Below are 20,711 nucleotides of genomic sequence, written 5' to 3'. Positions count from 1 at the left end.
TATCAATCCTCAATAAACACGTCTTCGCGCTTTTTCCGAATAAACGGCAGCACCATAGCAAAGAGTAGAGCAACCGACAGACCAATCAACACAGCACTGATCGGACGCTGCAAGAAAATAGCAGCGTCACCCCGGCCGACGATCATTGCTCGTCGGAGATGCTCTTCGAGCATTGGCCCTAGAACGAAACCGAGCAACAGTGGCGCCGGCTCACACTCTAGTTTCGCAAGGATATAACCCAGAAGCCCGAATGCTGTGATGGTGTAGACCGCAAAGCTATTGGAGGATACCGAATACACGCCGATCGCAGAAAAAACGATGATGGCGGGGAACAGCACTGAATACGGCACTTTCAGAAGCTGCACCCAAAGGCCAACCAAAGGCAGGTTCAACACCAGCAGCATCAAATTGCCGATCCACATCGACGCAATAATGCCCCAAAACAGACTTGGCTGATTAGTCATCACCGTTGGCCCTGGAACAATGCCCTGAATAATCATGGCGCCAACGATGAGCGCCATGACGGCATTGGACGGAATGCCCAACGTCAGCATGGGTATGAAAGAAGACTGTGCCCCAGCATTATTGGCACTTTCCGGACCGCTCACACCGGCCACCGCACCGTGACCGAACTCTTCTGGGTTCTTCGAAAGCTTCTTTTCCACCGCATAGGAGGCGAAGGACGCCAGCAGTGCTCCACCGCCTGGCAGAATCCCAAGAACCGCACCCAGGCCAGTACCGCGAAGGATAGGCATGACGGCCTTTTTGATGTCATCGCGTGTCGGGAGCAAAGTCGTAATGCGGTTCACTGTCCCCTTGCGGTCGACATCACCTTCGAGATTGCGGACGATCTCAGCTACGCCAAACAGTCCAACCGCGGCAGCGACGAAATCAATTCCGTCTGACATTTCTGGAATGCGGAACGTAAACCGCTGCGCCCCGGTGTAGAGATCCGTGCCAACAGTCCCGAGCAGCAGCCCAAGAAAGATCATGGCCAAGGCTTTGACGAATGAACCATGCGCCAGAGCGATCGACGCGATCAGGCCGAATAAAATCAGCGAGAAATATTCGTGCGGTCCAAATTGGAGCGCCAGCATTGTGAGGGGCGCGGCAAATGCCGCAATGACAAAGGTGGTAACTGTACCGGCAAAGAATGAGCCAATGGCGGCGAGCGACAGCGCCACACCGGCGCGGCCCTTCTTGGCCATTTGATAGCCGTCAATTGCCGTTACAGCCGACGAGCTTTCACCGGGCAGGTTCAGTAGAATAGCCGTTGTCGACCCACCATACTGGGCGCCGTAATAGATACCCGCAAGCATGATTATCGCCGTCTCAGGTCCCAGCGCGAAGGTCAGCGGGAGCAACATAGCGATGGTTGCGGTCGGGCCAACACCAGGCAAGATCCCAACAAGGGTTCCAAGTAGAGCGCCGATAAAGCAATAAATCAGATTATTGGGATCAAGCGCTACGGACATGCCGAGCGATAGATTTGAAATTAATTCCACAGTGCCTCCTCCTAAAACCGCAGCCACGCACCAACCAGCGGAATGCTGACACCAAGCCCGTAGTGGAATACCCCAACGCAAAACGCCGTTAGCACAACGGCAATCGTCGCAATTTTCTTTAGCCCCAACTGAGGGCTGGCCAGACCAGCAACCACGATCGTGAGCAACAGGCTGCCAATCAGGCCTAGGCCGCGAACGGTCAGACCAAAGACTATTGGCGTCGCCATAATCGCGATCAAACCACGCCACGGAAGCTTGCCTAGGTTAGCGCCATCACGAACTACGCCGAGGACAAAAATCACCAGCCCCAGAACACCTAGACACCCTGCCACCAAAGTGGGGAACATGCCGGGGCCCATCCGCGTCGCCGATCCAAACTTGAGCGAAGATGCGGAAAGAGCAATGAAGGTCACGGCTATCGCCATGAACACCAGGCCGGCCAACACATCCTTTTTAATCGTCATTGCGTCACCGTACGGTGTGAATACATCAGCCGACCAGCTGTTGGCATTTCGGCCTTGAGTATGACGCCTTGCTCAGCCTCGGTAATGTAGAGGGTCTTATTGCCTACACCGCCATAAGCTAGGTTGGTTGTTCGCCGACCAGCACAGGAGCGAATGCGATAAATGGGTTCTCCCATAGGGTTGAACACCCAAACGGTACCCGACCCAGCGGCAACAACTGCCAGATTGCCGTCTTCGTCCATCGCCATACCATCGGGGCCCACCGGCCCCCCAAGAAGCTGAACGAAAACGCCTACTTTGCCCACTCCTGCATAATTACTACGGAGAGGAATGCTGATCACTTGGTTCCAGCGCGTTGCCGCAACATAGAGAATGGTTTCATCCTTATTCAGAACGAGACCATTAGGGCCAGCGATACCTTCAACAACCAAGTCCAGTTGCCCATCGTAGCGCAGGCGGAATACGCGCCCATCGGGACGCAGCAGATCGCTGTGCCCAATGTCGGTAAAGTAGATATCGCCATTGGCTGCGAAAACGAGGTCGTTCAGCCCTCGGAAACGCTCGAACATAGGGCGGTCATGAACGACTAGGTAGTCAGCAGTGACTGGATCAAACTGCAAAAGCCCAAGCTTGTTGTCTGCAACGAAGATACGGCCATCCTGATGGATTTTAAGGCCGTTAGGTTCGCCATCGTACCGAGCGAACACCGACCAATCACCGTTTGGGGTTACCTTGAAGATGCGGCCAAACGGGATGTCCACGCAGTAAAAATTACCATCGCGGTCAAATGAAGGCCCCTCAAGAAACGAATGCATGGGCTTGCCATCCCGGGAGTCGATCCAATTGGAGCGCTCTCCCAAGAGCCGGAGATTATCCGGCAAGCGTGCATGAACTTCAGTCTCGATGACTGGCGGTGCAGAATACATCAGCCTGGCCTCTTAAGTCGCAGTCTTGGCGTATGCGGCAGCATTTTGGCCGGCCACTCGCCCAGAGGTGATCGCCCAACCGATATGCAAACCATGCCCTTTGAGAACTAGCCCTCCCTGCCCATTTCCACCGGCAGCGTAGAGGCCAGAAAAAGCTGTCTTGTCATGTCGCAGGACACGGCACGCAGGATCAATCGCAGCCCCACCTTCGGTGACGGTGAGCATGGCCTGAACGGGGCCAAGCGCGAAAACCGCCTTCCCTTTCAGCTCAGGGTATCGCTCAGACATTAGTTCTGGCGGGAGCCCAAGCTTTTTTGAGAGGAGTTCAAGGTTGTCTGCACGGTGGACCAAATCCGGTCGTCCGGCCTCATAATCCTTGAAATAGGCAAAAGCGATACCTGGCGCAGTCGAGACATAATTGGGGAATGCGTTGAACTTTCGCGCCAATTCCGCGCTACCCAGAACATAGCCCGTCGCTTGTGGGCTCAAGGCAAGCTGCTCAACAGCATTTGCCTCGTGGCCCAGATCATTGCCTTGAAGGTCGATGAGGTGAGCCCCTTGTTCAAACATGGCCGGCACGGGCGACATGTTCGAGACTAAGAGCTCGCGGACAATCGGTGCAATTGCCCAGCGCGGGGCCAAACTAACAATTTTAGAGGCGAGCTTGCGGAACCAACGCCACGATGGAAGCTGGTTAATCCAGCTATCCTTCTGGGGTGCTGAGAAGCGCAACTGCGGGCCAAAGGCCATATCCATTTGCTTAAAATCAGCGCCAATTTCTTCTAGCGCCAGATGACCTAGACCCAAGCTATTTGGATTAATTGGCACTGCGGCAGCGCCAGCCGCAGGCAAATACCGTTCGCGCATCTCTGGGCTACCACTGTAATCCCCGGCCGCCATGACAACTGCACGCGCCCGCAGCATGCGGGTCTGCCCGTTGTGCACATAGCTCACGCCAGACACTTTGTTGTCGTTGCAGGTCAGCCTGGAGACACTCGCGCCAAATAGAATGTCGATAGGAAGCTGCTTGGCTCTCGCCACCATGGTTTGCACATACGCTTTACCGTTTGGCACAGCATTGTGCATGCGTGGTACCCGATTAGGTGGCTCCGGATATGGCCCCACAAATGCGACACCCATATCTTCTAGCCAATCAACCACTTCGCCAGAACGCTCGGCGTACATGGCCCGTAGCTCAGGGGCATTGACGGCCTTTGGATGCGCTAGAGCCATATCCTCAGCAAATTCAGCAGCCTGATCAACCACACCGGCTTTCTGCTGTACGCGCGTATTTGCGGCAGCAAAAGAGCCGACGGACTTAGAGGTCGTACCCAGAGCGCCGGGAAGACGCTCAAGCAAAGCAACTGAAGCGCCTAGCTCAGCAGCAGAAATCGCCGCTGCCAAGCCTGCACCACCAGCACCGACAACGACAACGTCGTACGCGGCGGCCACAGAGTTTTTGGTCGAAGTGTGATCGTGGGTCATGTCAGCTCAGATAAGACCGGCGTCTGTGAGCGCTACACGGATCTTGCCCCGCTGTTCTTCGCTCGGATGCACTGCAGGAAAACGAGCATTGGCACGGGGTATTTCGCCCATCTGGAATAGCGCTTCCTTGGTTGCCGCAGCTTCGTTCATTAAAGTTGTTGGCTTCTGGTTCTGGAACACCGCGTCCATCAACGGCAAGCAAACTTTTCCATAAAGAGCATCTGCTTGGGCAGTATCGCCAGCCTCAACTAACTCCAACAATTGGCCCCAGCTTTCAGTAGATATGGCGCTAATACCAATCAACGCGCCGTGCGAGCCATAGCGGAGCATCTCAATCAAGGGAGGAGAGTCGACGCCGACCAGGACGGCCATCTTATCTTTCAACAGATCCCACATCTCGACATAGGTCTGAACGTCCCCTTCGGTCGCAGTCTTGATCGCTACAACATTTGGCAAATCGGAGATCGCCAGCAGAGCCTCCAAGCTGTAGGCGCTACCAGAGGACTCAGGATACTGGAACACAACCATTGGCAAGGCCACTTCCTTGTCCAAGCGCTCAAAAACAGCACGCACCGAAGCAACATCTTTATTCAGGCGACGGTAGGCGCGGCGATCGAACGGCGGCAACACCAATAGCGCATCAGCACCAGCGTCACGGGCTTGCTTTGCCGCCGCAATTAGCTTGTCAGGATTGTGCCCCTCGACACCAGCTATAACAAGCTGGCCTTCCGCACGAACGCTCATCGCAACTTCAATTGAGAGCAGCATTTCCTCTGGCTGCAGCTGCAAGAGCTCACCAATGCCACTATTCACAACGACACCTTTCACACCCTTTGCAGCATATGTACGAGCCAAATGCGCACGCAATGCCTCAACGTCAATCTGCCCGTTTGGCAGGAATGGCGTTACAGTAGCCGGATAGAGGCCTTGCATATTCAACGCCTTACCACCAAAGCCCGCCGACAAAGACATGAAGAACTCCCAAACCAGAAAACGCAATTAAGATAACGATATCTTTCCGCCTTGAAGCTCTCTCTGTCAAGCGCACAAAAAGCAAAATCTCACCAACCGAAACACGCCAACCTCCCCAACCATCTATAAGAATTAAGGTTTTTTAAAAAACATCGGTGCAAACATGTATGGAAAACAGCAGCCTTTTCTCACAGACTGCCATTCCACACCCCCTCCCCCTCTTGACAGCCACCAAATCGCGTCATCATCTAGGCATCGTTATCTAGGTCACGATCTGAAGGAGGATTAGTTCGATGCCAAGACCCGCTATGCTCGGAGGAGCGCTGGCTGTTCTATTGACCGCATTGCCAGCCACAGCGCAGTTTCCATCGAAACCAATTACGCTGGTGGTCCCTTACGGCGCAGGCAGCACCACCGATGTTTTGGCACGCCTGATCGGCGAAAAAGCCGCTCAAACACTCGGCCAAGCGATCATTATTGAAAATCGGCCAGGCGCTGGGGGGGTCATAGGGACGGAGGCCGTAGCACACGCAGATGCGGATGGTTACACACTCGTTTTCGCTGCAAACCAAACACATGCTACCAATGTCAGCCTCTACCCTGACTTGCCATACGACCCAGTGGCAGACTTTTCGCCAATTGCACGCTTGGTCATGCAACCACAGGTTTTGGTGATTCACCCTTCAGTGCAGGCAGATACCGCGACTGAGCTAAAAGCACTTGCCTCAGTGAAAGCAGACGAACTCGCTTTTGCCTCTACAGGCCTCGGAACGGGGGCGCATCTCTCGGGCGAGCTCTTTGCTCTTTTTGCCGAAACGCCAATTACCCACGTGCCCTATAATGGCAGCGAGGCGATCACTGCCCTACTCGCAGGCACAGTCGACTTCATGTTTTACCCCTATCTGCCGCTCAAAGGGCATATCGACTCGAATGCCCTCAAGCTGCTGGCGAGTACTTCCCCCGAGCGCGTTGCTTGGCTCCCCAACACCCCCACGATGATCGAATCCAATTTTGATGATTTCGTCATGTCATCTTGGTTCGCTGTCTACGGCCCGGACGGCATTCCGCCAGACACCGTGAGCACCCTTTCATCCGCGTTTCTCTCCGCCTTAGAAGATCCCGAGATCGCCGAGCAGCTCGCCCAAGGCGGCTCCATCGCCATACCAGGCGGGCCGGACGAACTTGCAGAATTTACAAACACCGAAATTTCCCGCGCCGCCACGATCGTAACTCGAAGCGGCGTCACAATAGACTAACGAGGAGTCCAAATGTTTTCCAAATCCACCATTCTAGTCGGCATCGCTCTTGCCGCTCTGTCTAGCTCAGCCTTTGCTCAAGAAAACTTCCCAGCTGAAACGATCCGTTTGGTGGTTCCTTTTGCTGCAGGCGGTCAAACTGACATCATGGCACGCCTCCTCGCGGACGCGATGAGCAAAGACCTCGGCCAACAGATCGTCGTCGAAAACATTGGGGGCGCTGGCGGGACCATTGGCGCGGCCAACGTCGCACAATCTACAGCAGACGGCTATTCGCTCTTGTTTGGCACCGTTGGGACCCAGGTCGTCAACGAATTCACCATGCCAGACCTGTCCTATGACAGCGCGACAGATTTCACGCCAATCGCCCTAGCCGCAACCGCGACAGCAGTGATCGTCGCCAATCCTGACTTTGAAGCCAACAGCATCGCTGATCTCATCGAGCTCGCCAAAGCTAAGCCAGGTGAAATTCAATACACCACACCAGGCATCGGCACTTCCGGCCATCTGGCCATGGAACTGCTCGAATATACGGCCGGTATCGATCTTGTTGCAGTCCCATACCAAGGCGGCGCTCCAGCGACCACCGATCTGATTGCCGGTCACATGCAACTGGGCGTTGATGGCCTCCCAGGTCAGCTCGCACAGATCACCAGCGGCGCCCTGAAGGCACTCGGCACATCTGGCAAACAACGCGACCCATCAGCTCCAGACATTCCTGCGATTGCCGAGACCGTACAGGGGCTTGAGGCAACAGCCTGGTATGCGCTGGTTGGCCCCAAGGACATGCCTGCGGACATTGTCGAAAAGCTCAACGCGGCCGCGAACACGGCCCTTCAGTCGGCAGACCTCGCGCAAAAGTATAGCGACATGGGGATTTCAGTGGGCGGCGGTAGCGCGACTGATCTCGCGGGCTTCATCGACGCTGAAACCATCAAGTGGAAAGACGTTGTTGCTGCAGCTGGCATAACGGCCGACTAAGCTACCCCCATGACCTGATGGCACGCCGGGAGCTTCCACGGCGCGCCATCGCCAACTAACTGACCATTTGCGGCGGGATAGCCGTCAGCTTAGGCCATCACAATGGCAGACGAAAGCATGGGCAAGACAATTCACTGCTGCCCCTTAGACACCAACTACCACGTCCGTTTCACGCCCTCTTCTCGGTCGTTCGCGCACACATAGCGATCTCCCAAAAAGCTGACATCCAAGATACTGTCCTAGTCGACAAATTAGAGCGTCTGAAACCGCCCCCATTTGAGACGTCAAGCGGCCTTGTAGTACTACTTAAAAGCTGCCGTTCGTCAGAGATACTAAAAGCGTCGTAGTTGGGACAGTGAGCCGACAATCGGCTCCAGGCCGCTACGTCAGACGATGACGCATCAAGAGGCAATGGCCCGGGCCTCCGAAGAAGTATCTCTGGGGCATTCTGCGCACCGCCGTCCCGTCAGAACGCCGCGGCATGCACCCCGCCAATGGCCGGGCGGCCCCTTAGTTGCGAACAATTGAGTTTGTAATTAACGCTGCAGCGCTAAACCTCTATAGCCCACAGTACCGACAATGCGCCGAGGCGGTCCGCGTCGGCAAGGCTGCGGAGATAGACTCCCTGCCGACAACCGGGGCACATCCGACTGCGCGTAGTGCGCAAGGTTGGCGTAAAGGCGCAGCGTCGAGCCATCGCCAATAAGCCAAGAGATCAGGACGGCGTTTGGACTCGGTGAGTGAGCGCTCCCCGGCTCGCTACAGGTTTTAAATTTCGCACTGGGAAGGTTTTGTAATGAACCCGTGCTTCAGTCCCAACCACGAAAAACTCAACGAGACTATCGACACGGCTCGCCTGGCCTTCAGTCTGCTCAATCGCCGCGTTGGTTTCCTCGACAAGCGCTGCATTGTGCTGTGTCATCTCATCCATCTTCCGGACAGCTGAGTTGACGCCGGAGATGGCACTGGCCTGCTCGCCATTGGCGCGAGCGATCTCTTCCATGAGTTCGGCACTTCCCCGAACGCGGGTAACCATCGCAACCAAGCGATCAGCCGCTGCCGAAACGAGCTTACTCCCCGTCGCGACGGCCTCTGCTGATCGCTCGATGAGGACCTTGATGTCACTGGAGGCGCTGGAGGCCGATTGCGCGAGCCGACGGACTTCCACAGCTACAACGGCAAAGCCCTTACCGGCATCGCCAGCGCGCGCCGCCTCTACAGAGGCATTGAGCGCCAAAAGATTGGTCTGAAATGCGATTTCATCAATCATACCGATGATGTTGGAGATTTTCGCGGCCTGAACCGTCACGTCTTCCATGGCCTGATGCGCCTGGCCCATAACATCGCCAGCGTCGACGGCATCGTCAGACACATTCTTAGCATTTGCCCGGGCGGCTTCCGCACGATGCGCATTTTCCGTTACGGCCTGTGAAAGCTGCTCGATAGCCGAACTGGTGTCGGCAATTGCGGTGGCCTGCCGCATCGTCCGCTCGGCTAAATCATTTGTTCCGGCAAGGATTTCGCCAGTCGCCGACCGCAGCGCCGTCGTCGTGCCCCGCAGTTCTTGTACGAGATTGCCAAACCGGCTCACGGTGTCGTTGAACGCCGTGCGAACCTGCGCCAATTCGCCGGGAAACGCCTCGGTGATATGACAGTCCAAATGTCCCTGAGCCAGCAAATTCAATGCATGACTAAGCGCATTGACGGCCATCTTACGCTCGGTGATGTCCGTTGCGTATTTGACCACTTTGTAGGGACGCCCGTTGGCATCGAAGATCGGATTGTAGGATGCTTGGATCCACACCACTCTGCCATCTTTGCCGATGCGCTTATATTCATTCGACGAAAACTCAGCCATGCTGAGACTGCGCCAGAACTCTATGTATTGCGCTCCGGACGCTTCGATCGGGTTGACGAACATGCTGTGATGTTGGCCGCGAATTTCATCGAGCCGATAACCCAGCGCTCTGCAGAAGTTCTCATTGGCCGAGATAATAGTGCCATCAAGCTCGAATTCGATAACGGCTTGGGAGCGCGATATGGCGCTGATCTGACCGCGCGCGTCCGAAGATTCCTTGTGACGGGCGGTGACATCACTCGCCACTTTGATGATCCGGTAGGCATTGCCGTCAGCGTCGATCAGCGGATTGTAGGAGGCTTCAATCCAGACTTCTTTGCCGCCCTTGCCAAGCCGTTTGAAGCGCGCGCGCTGAAACTCACCCGCGGCCAGTTTGTCCCAAAACTTTCTATATTCCGGAGAGTTGGCATAATCGTTCTCGAGGAACATGCTGTGATGGCGGCCAGCGACCTCTTCCACCTTATACCCCATCACCGACAAGAAATTGTCGTTGGCTGTAATGATGGTTCCGTCCAGCTCGAACTCGATAAAAGCCTGCGACTTGTTCAGGGCCGCCATCGCATCAGCATTGATAGCATTTCGCTTCGCTTTTGCGCGCTGAAAAAACTGAAGGGCCACTTAGCGTGCCCCCATATAATCGGGCCGCCCAACTACTGTACGCAACATACAAACTTTCCCATTGGCTAGGATAATCCCTCCCACCATAGCCAAATAAGGCCCAAGGCAAGGCTCCGTGTGCGGAGCAGCAACATTCAGTTTAGATTTACGAAACACGGAGCCGATTGGATTTGCGAGCCACCGGTAGCCTCAGCCCCCATGGTTACTTAAATGTGTTCTGGCAATGCCCCGTTTTTTTGCGGGGCATTCCTATCGGCGTTTGGCCGGGCGCATTGGCGAACAGAAGGCGGTAACAGCCACCGCCCGTAAGGTCGCTAAAAGTTCTACAACTCCCTTCATCACGGCATGCGCTATCAGGGTACGGAAACTGCATCGTATGATAACGACTACCGCGGCCGGGTTCTTGCCAATCTGCAGCGCCATGCCCACTCCCTCGGCTATCATCTTGAGCCTGCGACAGAAGCTGTGAGTGTTCCTTAGGAAAGCGGCTGCGACTTAGCCAAGGATGCAAAGTGAGGTACGCGTTCGTTGCCGAGCGTCGCCTTCAATAATGTGTGCGCTTTATGTGCCGGTGCCTGCGCATCCACGCCAGAGGCTTTTACGCTTGGCTTAGGGGCCCATTGAGCAAACGGGCGCAGGAGGACATTCCCAAAGACCCAGCGGATCGCTGATGCGTGGCAGTAGAGCGGCAAGGTCTATGGCTACCGCGAGCCACATGATGATCTGCTCGATTAAGGTGAGACCAGTTGCCTGATCCATATTGCGCGCCTAGCGCGGCGGGCCGGTATCAAAGCCATGAGCCACTCCCTGCCTAGGCTTTTCCCGGCGTCAGAACCTAATTCTGAGACACAGGTTCTGACCAATCATTGCAGTTTATCGAGGCATCGAATAGGTGCGTTCCCTAACTTTGCGTCATCAGCCGCCCCCATTCCGGTCGTTCGGGACACTCTGTCCATTTCCTGAAAGCCGCCGTTCACTGAAGACGCAGATGGAGTCTCTAATGGGGTGGGCAGGCGACAGGCGGCTTTTGGATTGGCCGCACTCAAAAGCCGACATTAATCAACCGGCAGATCTGGGGCCGCAACCAGACAGGCAGGTTTTGTCGCCGGATCTTTGAAAGCCGCCATCGGCGATAGAGCCTTTCCGATGTCTTACCTGGGCCCGCAAGCGGCGCAGCGGCGTAGATAGTGACGTGCGTATTCGTATATGCTCAAGTCATAGCCAGATAAAAGAATTTGGAACCCGGGGGACGGTGTGCCGCTACTTTTTGAGAAGGCCGAGGACAACGCCATCTGTGTGCTTACCCATTGGTCCGTAGACCAACATGATGTTTTTGTCGACGCCTTAGCTTGGCTCTACCTGCGGAAACCGCTTCACTCATTTCGTATCATGCAAGGGCTTGAACCGGCCCCTAATCCGCCGTAAAATGAAATGTCGGACGCCGCGTTAGTTTAAGCATCACCTGCCCCAGCCGCCTGGCGAGTTCAGCTTCGCGCTCTTGGCCCTGGCGCAATACCAGAGCACGCGCCTCGTCCTCCTGATGGCGCATACGAGCATGCTGAGGGTAATTGAGTGGAGCGCACCTTTGCTCCCATGTGCGTTGAGTGTCGCGTGGTAGGGACCGATGGCCCGAGCACGCAGGCACAGCTTCTTCGTAGACATCCGGTCATAGGCGACGATGTGGATTGGATCGGCGTCCGTGATCAAACTCGCCCTGAGGGCAGCAACGGTTCCATTTTCCTATCGGCGTTCGAATACTCGATAGTTTCGAACGGCTCGTTGATCTCGGTCAGAAGAAGTTCATCGAGCCGCTCGCCGGTCAGCACACGCTCGAGCAGCAGAGCGTCGACAAGCTTGCTGATATCGTCGCGGCGACGGTCTACGATTTCGCAGGCTTGCTCTAGTAGTCGGTCTGTTTCGGCACCGATGCGCGCCCAAAACGTGGTGCCCTGATAGTGTCGCAGGTCAGTGTTGCTCGGTGTGGTCAGTGAACCATAGAGCCCGAGTTCAAGCATCGCTGAACGCAGCAAGCTGTTGACGGTCTCGAGGTCGTTAGCCGCACCTGCATGGGCACCACCACCCAGCACCATGTCGGCTGCGCGCCCAGCCAACATCAGCGTGGCGGTTCGCTCAACCATATCGCGGGTCAGCAACGCATGATCTGGCTTGGTATGAACCCAGCCTCCCACGCCGCCGGAGCCGATGATGGAGATTTCCAGCACCGGCACGCCAAGCTCATGGGCGACCATGGCATGGCCTGCCTCGTGCAGGGCCACTGCGCGATCCATCTGCGGCGAACGCAGACTTGGCGGTGCAATTTGCGCGATAAGGTCGCTCAGTGCCAGAGCGCGATTCTGAGCTGCAGCCGTGGCGAAAGCACCCGCGCACCAACTCTCAATTTGGGCTGGGGTAGCTCCGGATGAGAGGCGCGCTAAGGTGCCGATGCCTTTAGCCGTAATGCGATCGCCCAACACCTTGCGGAACATAGCCCGACGCTCATCCCCGTCAGGCAGCAGCACGCTGACGCGACGCTCGAGGCGCCCGGGGCGGATGAGGGCAGTGTCTAGCTTCCCGAAATGATTGGTGGCGGCGATCAGAAGCACTGGTCGACCGGATTTGCGCACGCGGTCGATCTCGGTGAGGACGAAGTTGATGACCGGCGTCCACCAAGAGGCGTCATCTCGTCCCATGGTCGCCCTGTTCGGCAGTGCATCGATCTCGTCAATGAGCCCCACAACCGGCCCCGTGTTCAGAGCAAGCTCGTCAAAGAACTTTCTCGCGGCGCGGATGACATCGCCAAGATGGCCACCGGATTCGGCAAACCACGCTCCGACAGAAGAGCTGTGAAATGTCCATCCGGCAGAAACCGCGAGGGCGGCTGCAACCGTGGTCTTACCGGTTCCCGGCGGGCCCTCGAGGCAAGTGTGACGCAAGGCTGCAGCGTCCAGCTCGCCATTGGCCACTTTACCCATCAGATTGACGGTGTCCTGCGCCCAGTCCGCAACAACCTTGGTCAGGGCGAGGTCTTTGAGGGAAACGGCGATGTTGGCGTCCGGCGGCGCCCTCCGCGCAGCAACAGCGCGGCGCAGGTTCGCGAGGCATTCCTGCGGCGAGAGCTTGGGACGGATTGCCGTAGTAAAATCGGTAGTCCCCAAGCCTTCAAGATCAGCTGCCGTGAGGCCACGGACCCGCTTGCCGGTGACCAAAAATATGGTTTTGCGGATGACGGCGACATTAGGCGCACCAACCTCAATGACGGCATCCGCGCCGTTCAAAGCTTCCGGGACGAGGTATCGACCCGGATCCTGGGAGATTAGGATCACTGTGCGGCCAAATTCGAGACCAGCAAGTTTTGTGCTGTCGCGCGGTTCGGACTTGCCGCCACTCTTGGCCAGGGCGTTGACCGCTTCCACCATCATGCCCTGCCGGAATCGGCGCAGATAGCGCGCGAGTAACTCTGCACCGGCACTATCCGCCGTTCTGATAAGGATCAGGCGGGGCGGGGATGCCATGAGACGACGCTGGTGCGGTGTGAGAACAGCGTCGAGCATGGCTTCGGCCAAGGCGTCACTGGTGCGGAGAGGGAGTTTGGTCTCAGGGGAATTGTCGGTTGGGCAGTCATCGTCGTCATCAACCGAGGGCGCACGGTTGGCGAGGTTATGAAGGGACATAAAAGGTCTCCCGGGCAGCGGCCAATGGCAGGCCGCGCCACATATAAAAGGGGATGACAGAAGGATGAGAGGATCGCCGTGTTAGCGAAGGGGGAGCGTCAGCTCCGCATCGGCATTGATCGGCCTCCAGCCAGCGCGCCCAAAACCCTTGGACCCGGAGACAAAGTGACTGACGGCGCTACCCGAAGAGAACATCAGGTCGCGCATCACCACGTAGCACGAATTATCAGCGGCCGGCACGAGCAGGCCTGCGTGCTGCCAAGCTGCACGCTGAAAGGCAGCGGTACTATTGGCTGAGGCGACAGTCTCAAGGCGCACGTCCGAGCCGCGGAGCAGCACCCATGAACCATCTTTGCGCTCGGCCGCCAGAGCGGTGAGCCCGCAGTAATTGAGCTCCATCACCCGACCATCGGGCAGGTCATCGAGACGACGAGGTGCTCCGAGCCTCCCCGTTTCCGTCCGCGGACCAGCAATTGCCGCGCGCGCTGAGCTTGCCTGAAACATGAAACCTTCTTGACGCAAGGCCAGCGCCACTTGACCGACAAACAAAGACAACTGGTCGTAGCGCTCCGGTTTAACCACTGCGCCATCGGGCAGGCCGTTGACGACCACGAAGTCAGCATCCGCAGCCACGCGAGCCCACAGAATGCGCTCAAGGGCTTTGCCGTCATTTTCGCTCAGCCGGTCGTCGGCGTCGGTAATGGTGATGATGCGCTCAGGCATACCTTCCGGCATCTGGCGGCCGGCGGCAATCCGGGCTCCGACATTGGAGCCGTAGCCGACGTAAGCGTCGTGGCCGCGTAGCAGGATGTAGACACCGGGGCGCTGCAAATCGGCAGCACGCCCAAAGTCAGCGCGTTGCTTACCCGAACCGACGATGACCTGAGGTCGCAACTGGCCTGCCGTCACCGACGTCAAGCCGACTGGCAGGATGCTGGTGATCGTAGCGGACAGCGTGTCTACGGGGGCGGTATCCCCTCCATTACCCCCAAAGGGACCCGTTGCGCCACCAACACCGCCATGCTCACCGCCGCTCTGGCAACGCACAACAATGCTGTGTGCATCAATGATGCCAGGCGTGATCACCTTGAGAACCTTGCTGGTAATCAGAGCGAAAATCGCTCCGACCGGATCAGCATGCTCTGGCAGCGCGGCGATGAGGTCGCCAATGCTGGCCGAGCCAGTGGCATCCACCACCGATAGGATCTGCACCTGAACGCCGGGCGTTACCAGCGGATGGGCAACAAGTCCGGGATGCACGGAAACGGCATCCTTCGGCACAAGATTGTCGATGGCATAGGAATGGGGGTTGCACGCAGCCGCACGGCCGCTAGAAGTGGCTTTAGCCATAGTCTTACTGCCTTATACAGTTTGTCTGTGGTCAGGTCGACGGCGGGTTTGCAGACCTTCCGTCGGCCGCTCTTTTGCAGAGAGCGGTTCCAACCAATCGTTGCCGGTAATCGGCACCGTTCTGTGAGATTACCGGATCATTATCACCGGCGTCTATACTGGATCGCAAACTTGGTTAGTTCCTGCTAACGCTCGGAGAAATTGCCGTCGGAGGCAAGCTGCCGCTGTCGCCGAGTCCAGATTTCCGGATAAGCCGAACGTTGAAAACCACACGCTGGATCCGGCCCCTGTTGTCATTTTCGACAGTTGGCACTGGCGCGATGATCATGGCCTAAGCGTCGCGTCCCCTATGCCGAGGTATCTGAGCGGATCAGAAGCGAGGACGGTAACCAGCATCGGCGACCTTACGGTCCCGGACACGCAGGACCATCTGGGGTGACGGCTTTGCAGTGTTATCGACTTTCCAGGCCTTGCCCTTGGGCGCGTAATGCTTTTGCGCTGTATAGATGCTGACGTGCCCAGCAAAGGCGGCGACCTGCTCATCCGAAGAGGTCGATTTTTTGTTGGCAATCGCTTGATGGCGCGTTGTGTAGAGCGAAAAGACAGGGACCTGAAGGCTCTTGCAAGCGCGGCGCAAACGACCCCCAAGCCGGTCGATGAGCGCGGCCACATCGCCCTTCGCCGCCCCTTCAATTTCCGCGATGAGGGTTTTGAGGTTCTGCACTTGCTCGGCTGGAAGCCCGGCCAATCCCAGTTCTCGCGTCTCACCGAGGGAACGGCCGTTGGTCGCCTTGGCACACGGCACGACAAGATAGAATTCCTCAACCTTCGCGCCGTGGTACTCACACGGACGCAGTCCGAATGTGACGTTTTGCACGAGGAGGCGCACGAGCAGGCGATCGTCTTTGCGGCCGCGACGGCGTAGCTTGCTACAAACCAATCGCAGAACCTGCGTCGGAACTGATTTCGCCTTTTTGGCAGACGTACGTTTTTCGGCATTTTTCGGACGAGGCATAGGGCGGTCCGCCAATCGCCTCCGACACGCCTGCGCTACCTCGACCGTGATGCGGCCTTTGCCTTCGACGTAGGAAATCGCAAAACTCAGCGCCGCGGCATAATTGCGAATAGTGGCGGGAGCGAATTCTCCATCCGCCGAACAGAAGCAATCCACGATCTCAAAAAGCGTCGCTTCGCGACCGATCGCCTTTCTGGTACGTCGCTTTAGGGTCAACAGACGTTTGCCATAAAGCACCTCCGTCGACACCTCGCGTGTTACCTCAAACCCCAGACCGTCGACCCGCTTTTCTATGTCCATTTGCCCGTTACTCGTCGGAATTTTTCGTCGAGCCGACACTGCGTCACGGTTTGGCAAGGAACAAATTGGCACCAAGAAAGAGGTGTCGGAAACGCGTTGTACGTGCCGGAGAACCCCTTTTAGAACGACGACCGGTGTGCGGGAAAAGTGTTACTTGATGCGGATTTGGTGTTACCAACCGCGCAGTGCCACTCCATTGTCTTGGCTAATCGAAGCGGATCTTGTCGAACCAAGAGAGTTCTTCGGCGGTTCGGAGCGGAGAGCCATAGCGGGCAGACGCGTGCGTACCGCGAGCCCTACTAGGCGAATTCTCTATTCCCTGAGCAGACGCAATCCAAGATCTCAAACAGCATCATTTCTCGACCAATCGCCGTCCTGGCACGACGCGATAGAGTCATCACACGCTGCCACACACCGCCTCCGGCGATACCTCACGTGTCACCTTCCCCCAGACCAGCAACCCGATTTTCCATGCCGATTTGCCCGTTACTCGTCGGAATTTTCGGTCGAACCGGCACCGCGTCACGGTTTGGCACGGACCAAATTTGCGACCGAGAATGAGGTGCCGATAACGCGTCGTGCGTGCCGGAGAACCATTTCTAGAATGACGATAGGTTTGCGGGAAAAGTGTTACTTGATGCGGATTTGGTGTTACCAACCGCGCAGTGCCACTGCATTGGCTTGGCTAATCGAAGCGGATCTTGTCGAACCAGGCGAGCTCTTCGGCGGTTGGGAGCGGAGAGCCATATCGGGCCGAGACGTGTTTACCGCGAGCCTTACTCTGCGCATTGTCTTCACTGCCCTGCCCCTGCTCGTGACCCATAAACAGATTTCGGACAGCAAGTGGGATCCCGGCATCATCACAACGCTTCGCGAAAGTGTGGCGAGCGCTATAGGCGACAATGCGCCGATCCGGCGTTATGCCGCGCACCAATCGGTTCGCACGCTTTGAGAGTGCTGAGGAGCTGTTGCCGTATTGGTCAGCGGTCTCGTCAGGGAAAAGGCGGGCATTGGGTCCATCCTCCTTGCGGCGCCTGGCTATGAGATCCGACAGACCATCATTGAGCAGCTCCCGCGCCACCGGAAAGATACGGCGCGCTGAATTGGATTTTAGTTGCAGCTGAGAGCGCCGTAGGGCGTGGTGCTCGTCGCCATCGAAATCAAAATGCAGCAAGTCCACGCACAACCGACCGTGTAACTCGCGAAAGTCAGATACGCAGAGCTGCGTGAATTCGTGCAATCGCAGGCCCTGCCGGCACGTGAAACGCGGCCACCAATAGTCTGCGGACATTTTCGGCTTCTTGCTGGTCAGCCGGTAGATTGCGTGTTCGATTTCGGGCGTGAAGGGTAGACGAACTTCGACGTCCAGAAGATCTTCTTCATCCGCCTCTTGTTCAGACTGGACATTGGCAACGGGATTACTCTCGAGGTACCCCTTCCGGATCAAATAGTCGAATATGCCGCGTATCGTGCTCAGATATTTGGCATCCACAGTTGTGGAGCTGATCGGCGGCAGCGGACTTGCACGCTTGGCGTTCAGAGCGATGGCCTTCACCGGATCATCGGTCTTGAGATGCTTGATAGCATCAACGGGCATTTGATCGATCAAATCCCGATACCGCAGCATGTCCTCCTTTTTGTACTGAAAGACCGGCTTGTCGCCCATGGTGGCAATAAAGATTTGCAGCTTCGTACGGATTTCAGCCAGATATTTCGGGGACCTCCGCTTCCTGAGCAGATCTGCAAAGTGTCCTTCAATATGCACCGTTAATGGCTTTTTCGCTTCAGGATGGAGCGTGCCCAGCCGCATCGCTTCCGCAACTGCCAGCGCCAGTGCCTCTGGCGTCTGGTTACTAATGGCCGGCACGGGAGATGCTGCTCGCTCAGAACCCGCTGAGTATGCGAAGGAAGAGGGAGCAATATCGGCAGGCTTTTGCCCGTCGATCATACACTGCGTGGGAGCCGTTGCTTCGGCCGCAGCATCAATGGTGTTTTGCCCGACCTTGCCAACGGACGCCTCATCGTTGATCCCGGCATTCAGGCTGTCGAGAAGCATGCGATATTTGGCGCGCCCTGCCCAAGCCCGGCTGTCGCGGTCAAAGTCATCCATCACACGGCCCAGGACGACATTCAACGCATCGCGTGCGCCCGGCTCGAGCCCAGCGTCGCGGAGTATCGCGAAAGCCTCTTCAACCAGCAAAACCAGTGTCCACGCTCTTTGCCGGGCCACCCGCTTATTGCACGTACGCAATGACCTGCGGATGTCCGTGTTGCCAAGGCGATCGATCAGGTCAACAGGAACCGAGCGACGGAACCAGTAGACCGGACCTCGCCGGTGAACAAAGGATGAAATGGAACTTGGCAAGGAACAAACACTCCCGTCACTGTGACGGGATGCTGTGACAGAATCCGTATTTTGATTCGGATTCGACTCTAGCAATATCAATGGCTTAGAAGTGGCGGAGAGGAAGGGATTCGAACCCTCGAGACCGTTCCCGATCTGCACCCTTAGCAGGGGTGTGCCTTCGACCACTCGGCCACCTCTCCACACACGGGGAGATACAGGGCTTCGGCGTTGTCTGGCAAGGGATTTATCGCCCCATTTGGGTTTTTCCCCATCGAGTGCCTCGATTGCTGTGTTTTTGGCATTTATGGGCCAATGTTTGGCATTGTGCCGGCATTGTTTGGCCTCCCGCGGGGCAAATCAGTGTCAGCAAGGGCCAAACTTGGCGTCGCACAGCGGCAGTTGAGTGTTCGCCCCTCCCGGAGCTGGGAGGGGCATATTGTTAGCGGCGGAAGATCTGCATCTGCGGATTGCCATTGCCGCGCTGCGAGATGGAAAATCCGTGCTCGTCGAGCGTTGCGGTCACGCGATGGCGCAGGACCGCGAACATGAAAGTGGGCGTGACATTGACCGGTTCGTCAAATTGGATGGTCACGGTGTAGCTCTGCATATTGCCCGACATCTGCACGCCGATGATCTGGCCGGAAAAAGCCTGCTCCAGATAAAGCCCTTTGACCCGCTCACCGACTTGGTAAGGAGCAATGGCGCGTTCTGGCAGCGCCGCCCGAGCGGTATTCCAATCGCGAAAACCGTGCTTCTGGGCGATTTGCTCTAGCGCCGCACTGTGGCTGAGGCTCTGACCCATCTGGGCCAAGCTATCGCGCAAGTCTTTGGCTTCAGATTTGAGAGTGGTGGCGGTCGGGGTATCAAGTGAATACGACATTTCGGTCTCTCCAATGAGAGGCGACTGTGTTCATGGGAGCCCGCATTGCCATGATGCGCCTTGGGAGTGTTCCGAAGCGGATCGTGTATCACGCTGACTTCACCATAAGCCAAAGGCCCGCGAGCGGCAGGGGCAGCACCCTGTCGCGTAAATGGTGCGACGCCGCGCTGAAGTCAAGAGCAGGTCCAACCGAGGCAGATTGGGGTGGACGGAGGCTGCCAAACCTCTAGTGTTTAGCAAAGCGCCAAGCGCTTGGGGGACTTATGACTGAAATCATTTTGCTGTTGGCCGGTTTTCTCGGCGGTGCCGTGAACGCTCTGGCGGGCGGCGGCTCGTTTATTGTGTTTCCGGCGCTTTTGTTTGTCGGCGTACCGCCGGTTTTAGCCAATGCTTCCAACACTTATGCGGCCCTGCCCGGCTATGCCAGCGGCGTAGCGGGCTATTGGCAGTCCATGAAGATGTATCGGGGGCAAATGCTGTCCTTCGGCATTGTCGCGATCATCGGTGGGTATATCGGCGCGGAACTGCTTCTCGTCGTCAGTGACGCGCAGTTCGAGTTGGTCGTGCCCTGGCTGATGAGTTTTGCGGTCGCGCTCTTTGCCTTTGGCAATCAGCTCAACGCCTTTATCAAAACGAGGTCCAGCGGAACAAGCCGCATGGCAAAGCTCGGCGCAGCACTGATCCTGCTGCTGATGGGCGGCGTTTGTGTCTACGGCGGCTTCTTTAATGCTGGCCTAGGCATTCTGCTTTTGGCGGCCTTGGCCATGGCCGGGCTGACCAATATTCACGCGATGAATGGGCTAAAACTGTACATCTCGACGCTGGTGGCGCTCGTCGCCGTGATCCGCTTTGCGCTCAATGGCTCGATTGATTGGTATCATGGCTCCATCGCGCTGATTGGCGTGACGACGGGCGGCTATCTCGGCGCGCGTATGGCTCAACACATCCCCGGGCAATGGATCCGCATTGGGGTCATTGTCTATGGTATGTTTATGACGGCGTATTTCTTCTGGGCCGCTTATGGGTGAGATTTTGGGGCGCTAGCCCCCACCCCGGCCCTCCCCTCAAGGGGGAGGGAGAAGT

At 56.9% G+C, this 20,711-nt stretch carries 14 protein-coding genes, 1 tRNA gene and 1 pseudogene; 4 read left to right on the top strand and 12 right to left on the bottom strand.

The window, feature by feature from the left end:
* Positions 1-2: 2 nt before the first annotated feature.
* Genes JHC09_RS10105 through JHC09_RS10085 form a run of 5 tightly spaced genes read right to left on the bottom strand, consistent with a single transcriptional unit; the run spans position 3 to position 5,352 of the window.
* On the bottom strand, positions 3-1,505 hold the full coding sequence (locus JHC09_RS10105; protein WP_199531842.1) for a tripartite tricarboxylate transporter permease: 1,503 nt from the start codon (positions 1,503-1,505) through the stop codon (positions 3-5).
* Positions 1,506-1,516: 11 nt separating this feature from the next.
* The gene (locus JHC09_RS10100; RefSeq protein WP_199531841.1) at positions 1,517-1,969 is read right to left on the bottom strand and encodes a tripartite tricarboxylate transporter TctB family protein; all 453 of its coding nucleotides are present in this window, start codon (positions 1,967-1,969) and stop codon (positions 1,517-1,519) included.
* Complete coding sequence (locus JHC09_RS10095) at positions 1,966-2,895, bottom strand: SMP-30/gluconolactonase/LRE family protein (RefSeq protein WP_248308951.1); 930 nt, start codon at positions 2,893-2,895, stop codon at positions 1,966-1,968. Before JHC09_RS10095 ends, JHC09_RS10100 begins: the two co-directional genes overlap by 4 nt.
* A 12-nt stretch (positions 2,896-2,907) precedes the next feature.
* Positions 2,908-4,380 (bottom strand): FAD-dependent oxidoreductase, encoded by a 1,473-nt coding sequence (locus tag JHC09_RS10090; protein ID WP_199531840.1) that lies wholly within the window; start codon positions 4,378-4,380, stop codon positions 2,908-2,910.
* A gap of 6 nt (positions 4,381-4,386) precedes the next feature.
* On the bottom strand, positions 4,387-5,352 hold the full coding sequence (locus JHC09_RS10085) for a dihydrodipicolinate synthase family protein (RefSeq protein WP_199531839.1): 966 nt from the start codon (positions 5,350-5,352) through the stop codon (positions 4,387-4,389).
* Between the two features lie 293 nt (positions 5,353-5,645).
* Here JHC09_RS10085 and JHC09_RS10080 point away from each other — a divergent pair, with 293 nt between their 5' ends.
* Both JHC09_RS10080 and JHC09_RS10075 read left to right on the top strand, forming a co-directional pair.
* The gene (locus JHC09_RS10080; protein ID WP_199531838.1) at positions 5,646-6,608 is read left to right on the top strand and encodes a tripartite tricarboxylate transporter substrate-binding protein; all 963 of its coding nucleotides are present in this window, start codon (positions 5,646-5,648) and stop codon (positions 6,606-6,608) included.
* 12 nt (positions 6,609-6,620) lie between these two features.
* A complete protein-coding gene (locus JHC09_RS10075) occupies positions 6,621-7,589 on the top strand; it encodes a tripartite tricarboxylate transporter substrate-binding protein (protein ID WP_199531837.1) in 969 nt (322 codons plus the stop codon).
* 715 nt (positions 7,590-8,304) lie between these two features.
* Here the strand turns inward: JHC09_RS10075 and JHC09_RS10070 are convergent.
* Positions 8,305-10,065 carry a methyl-accepting chemotaxis protein gene (locus JHC09_RS10070; RefSeq protein ID WP_199531836.1) on the bottom strand — a complete coding sequence of 587 codons (1,761 nt, stop codon included), beginning with the start codon at positions 10,063-10,065 and terminating at the stop codon, positions 8,305-8,307.
* A 500-nt stretch (positions 10,066-10,565) separates the two neighbouring features.
* Between JHC09_RS10070 and JHC09_RS16915 the strand changes: the two are divergent.
* Positions 10,566-10,860: pseudogene (locus JHC09_RS16915) on the top strand (IS3 family transposase); the annotation flags it as partial.
* Positions 10,861-11,768: 908 nt separating this feature from the next.
* On the opposite strand, the gene JHC09_RS10060 reads toward JHC09_RS16915, so the two are convergent.
* The 6 genes from JHC09_RS10060 to JHC09_RS10035 form a co-directional block, all read right to left on the bottom strand.
* Positions 11,769-13,736: an AAA family ATPase gene (locus JHC09_RS10060; RefSeq protein ID WP_199531834.1), complete on the bottom strand. Its 1,968-nt coding sequence runs from the start codon at positions 13,734-13,736 to the stop codon at positions 11,769-11,771.
* Positions 13,737-13,817: 81 nt separating this feature from the next.
* On the bottom strand, positions 13,818-15,086 hold the full coding sequence (locus JHC09_RS10055; protein ID WP_199531833.1) for a hypothetical protein: 1,269 nt from the start codon (positions 15,084-15,086) through the stop codon (positions 13,818-13,820).
* A gap of 370 nt (positions 15,087-15,456) precedes the next feature.
* A complete protein-coding gene (locus tag JHC09_RS10050; RefSeq protein WP_199531832.1) occupies positions 15,457-16,401 on the bottom strand; it encodes a hypothetical protein in 945 nt (314 codons plus the stop codon).
* A gap of 685 nt (positions 16,402-17,086) precedes the next feature.
* Positions 17,087-18,907, bottom strand: a complete 1,821-nt coding sequence (locus JHC09_RS10045) for a DUF6538 domain-containing protein (RefSeq protein WP_349236537.1) — start codon at positions 18,905-18,907, stop codon at positions 17,087-17,089.
* Positions 18,859-18,948 (bottom strand) — tRNA-Ser (locus tag JHC09_RS10040). Before JHC09_RS10040 ends, JHC09_RS10045 begins: the two co-directional genes overlap by 49 nt.
* A gap of 239 nt (positions 18,949-19,187) precedes the next feature.
* Complete coding sequence (locus JHC09_RS10035) at positions 19,188-19,628, bottom strand: glyoxalase superfamily protein (protein WP_199531830.1); 441 nt, start codon at positions 19,626-19,628, stop codon at positions 19,188-19,190.
* Between the two features lie 263 nt (positions 19,629-19,891).
* On the opposite strand from JHC09_RS10035, the gene JHC09_RS10030 reads away from it, so the two are divergent.
* A complete protein-coding gene (locus tag JHC09_RS10030) occupies positions 19,892-20,656 on the top strand; it encodes a sulfite exporter TauE/SafE family protein (RefSeq protein ID WP_199531829.1) in 765 nt (254 codons plus the stop codon).
* Positions 20,657-20,711: the final 55 nt, after the last annotated feature.

Origin of the sequence: Devosia sp. MC532 (genome assembly GCF_016461625.1) — a bacterium.
Taxonomy (GTDB): Bacteria; Pseudomonadota; Alphaproteobacteria; order Rhizobiales; family Devosiaceae; genus Devosia.
Note: the sequence above shows the minus strand (reverse complement) of the source record. Positions and strands in the feature narration are given on the sequence as shown.

Excerpts from the sequence above, each read along its gene's own strand:
- JHC09_RS10085 (WP_199531839.1), bottom strand. The coding sequence starts at position 5,352 with ATGTCTTTGTCGGCGGGCTTTGGTGGTAAGGCGTTGAATATGCAAGGC.
- JHC09_RS10075 (WP_199531837.1), top strand. The coding sequence starts at position 6,621 with ATGTTTTCCAAATCCACCATTCTAGTCGGCATCGCTCTTGCCGCTCTG.
- JHC09_RS10035 (WP_199531830.1), bottom strand. The coding sequence starts at position 19,628 with ATGTCGTATTCACTTGATACCCCGACCGCCACCACTCTCAAATCTGAA.
- JHC09_RS10100 (WP_199531841.1), bottom strand. The coding sequence starts at position 1,969 with ATGACGATTAAAAAGGATGTGTTGGCCGGCCTGGTGTTCATGGCGATA.
- JHC09_RS10090 (WP_199531840.1), bottom strand. The coding sequence starts at position 4,380 with ATGACCCACGATCACACTTCGACCAAAAACTCTGTGGCCGCCGCGTAC.
- JHC09_RS10055 (WP_199531833.1), bottom strand. The coding sequence starts at position 15,086 with ATGGCTAAAGCCACTTCTAGCGGCCGTGCGGCTGCGTGCAACCCCCAT.
- JHC09_RS10095 (WP_248308951.1), bottom strand. The coding sequence starts at position 2,895 with ATGTATTCTGCACCGCCAGTCATCGAGACTGAAGTTCATGCACGCTTG.
- JHC09_RS10060 (WP_199531834.1), bottom strand. The coding sequence starts at position 13,736 with ATGTCCCTTCATAACCTCGCCAACCGTGCGCCCTCGGTTGATGACGAC.
- JHC09_RS10030 (WP_199531829.1), top strand. The coding sequence starts at position 19,892 with ATGACTGAAATCATTTTGCTGTTGGCCGGTTTTCTCGGCGGTGCCGTG.
- JHC09_RS10080 (WP_199531838.1), top strand. The coding sequence starts at position 5,646 with ATGCCAAGACCCGCTATGCTCGGAGGAGCGCTGGCTGTTCTATTGACC.
- JHC09_RS10050 (WP_199531832.1), bottom strand. The coding sequence starts at position 16,401 with ATGGACATAGAAAAGCGGGTCGACGGTCTGGGGTTTGAGGTAACACGC.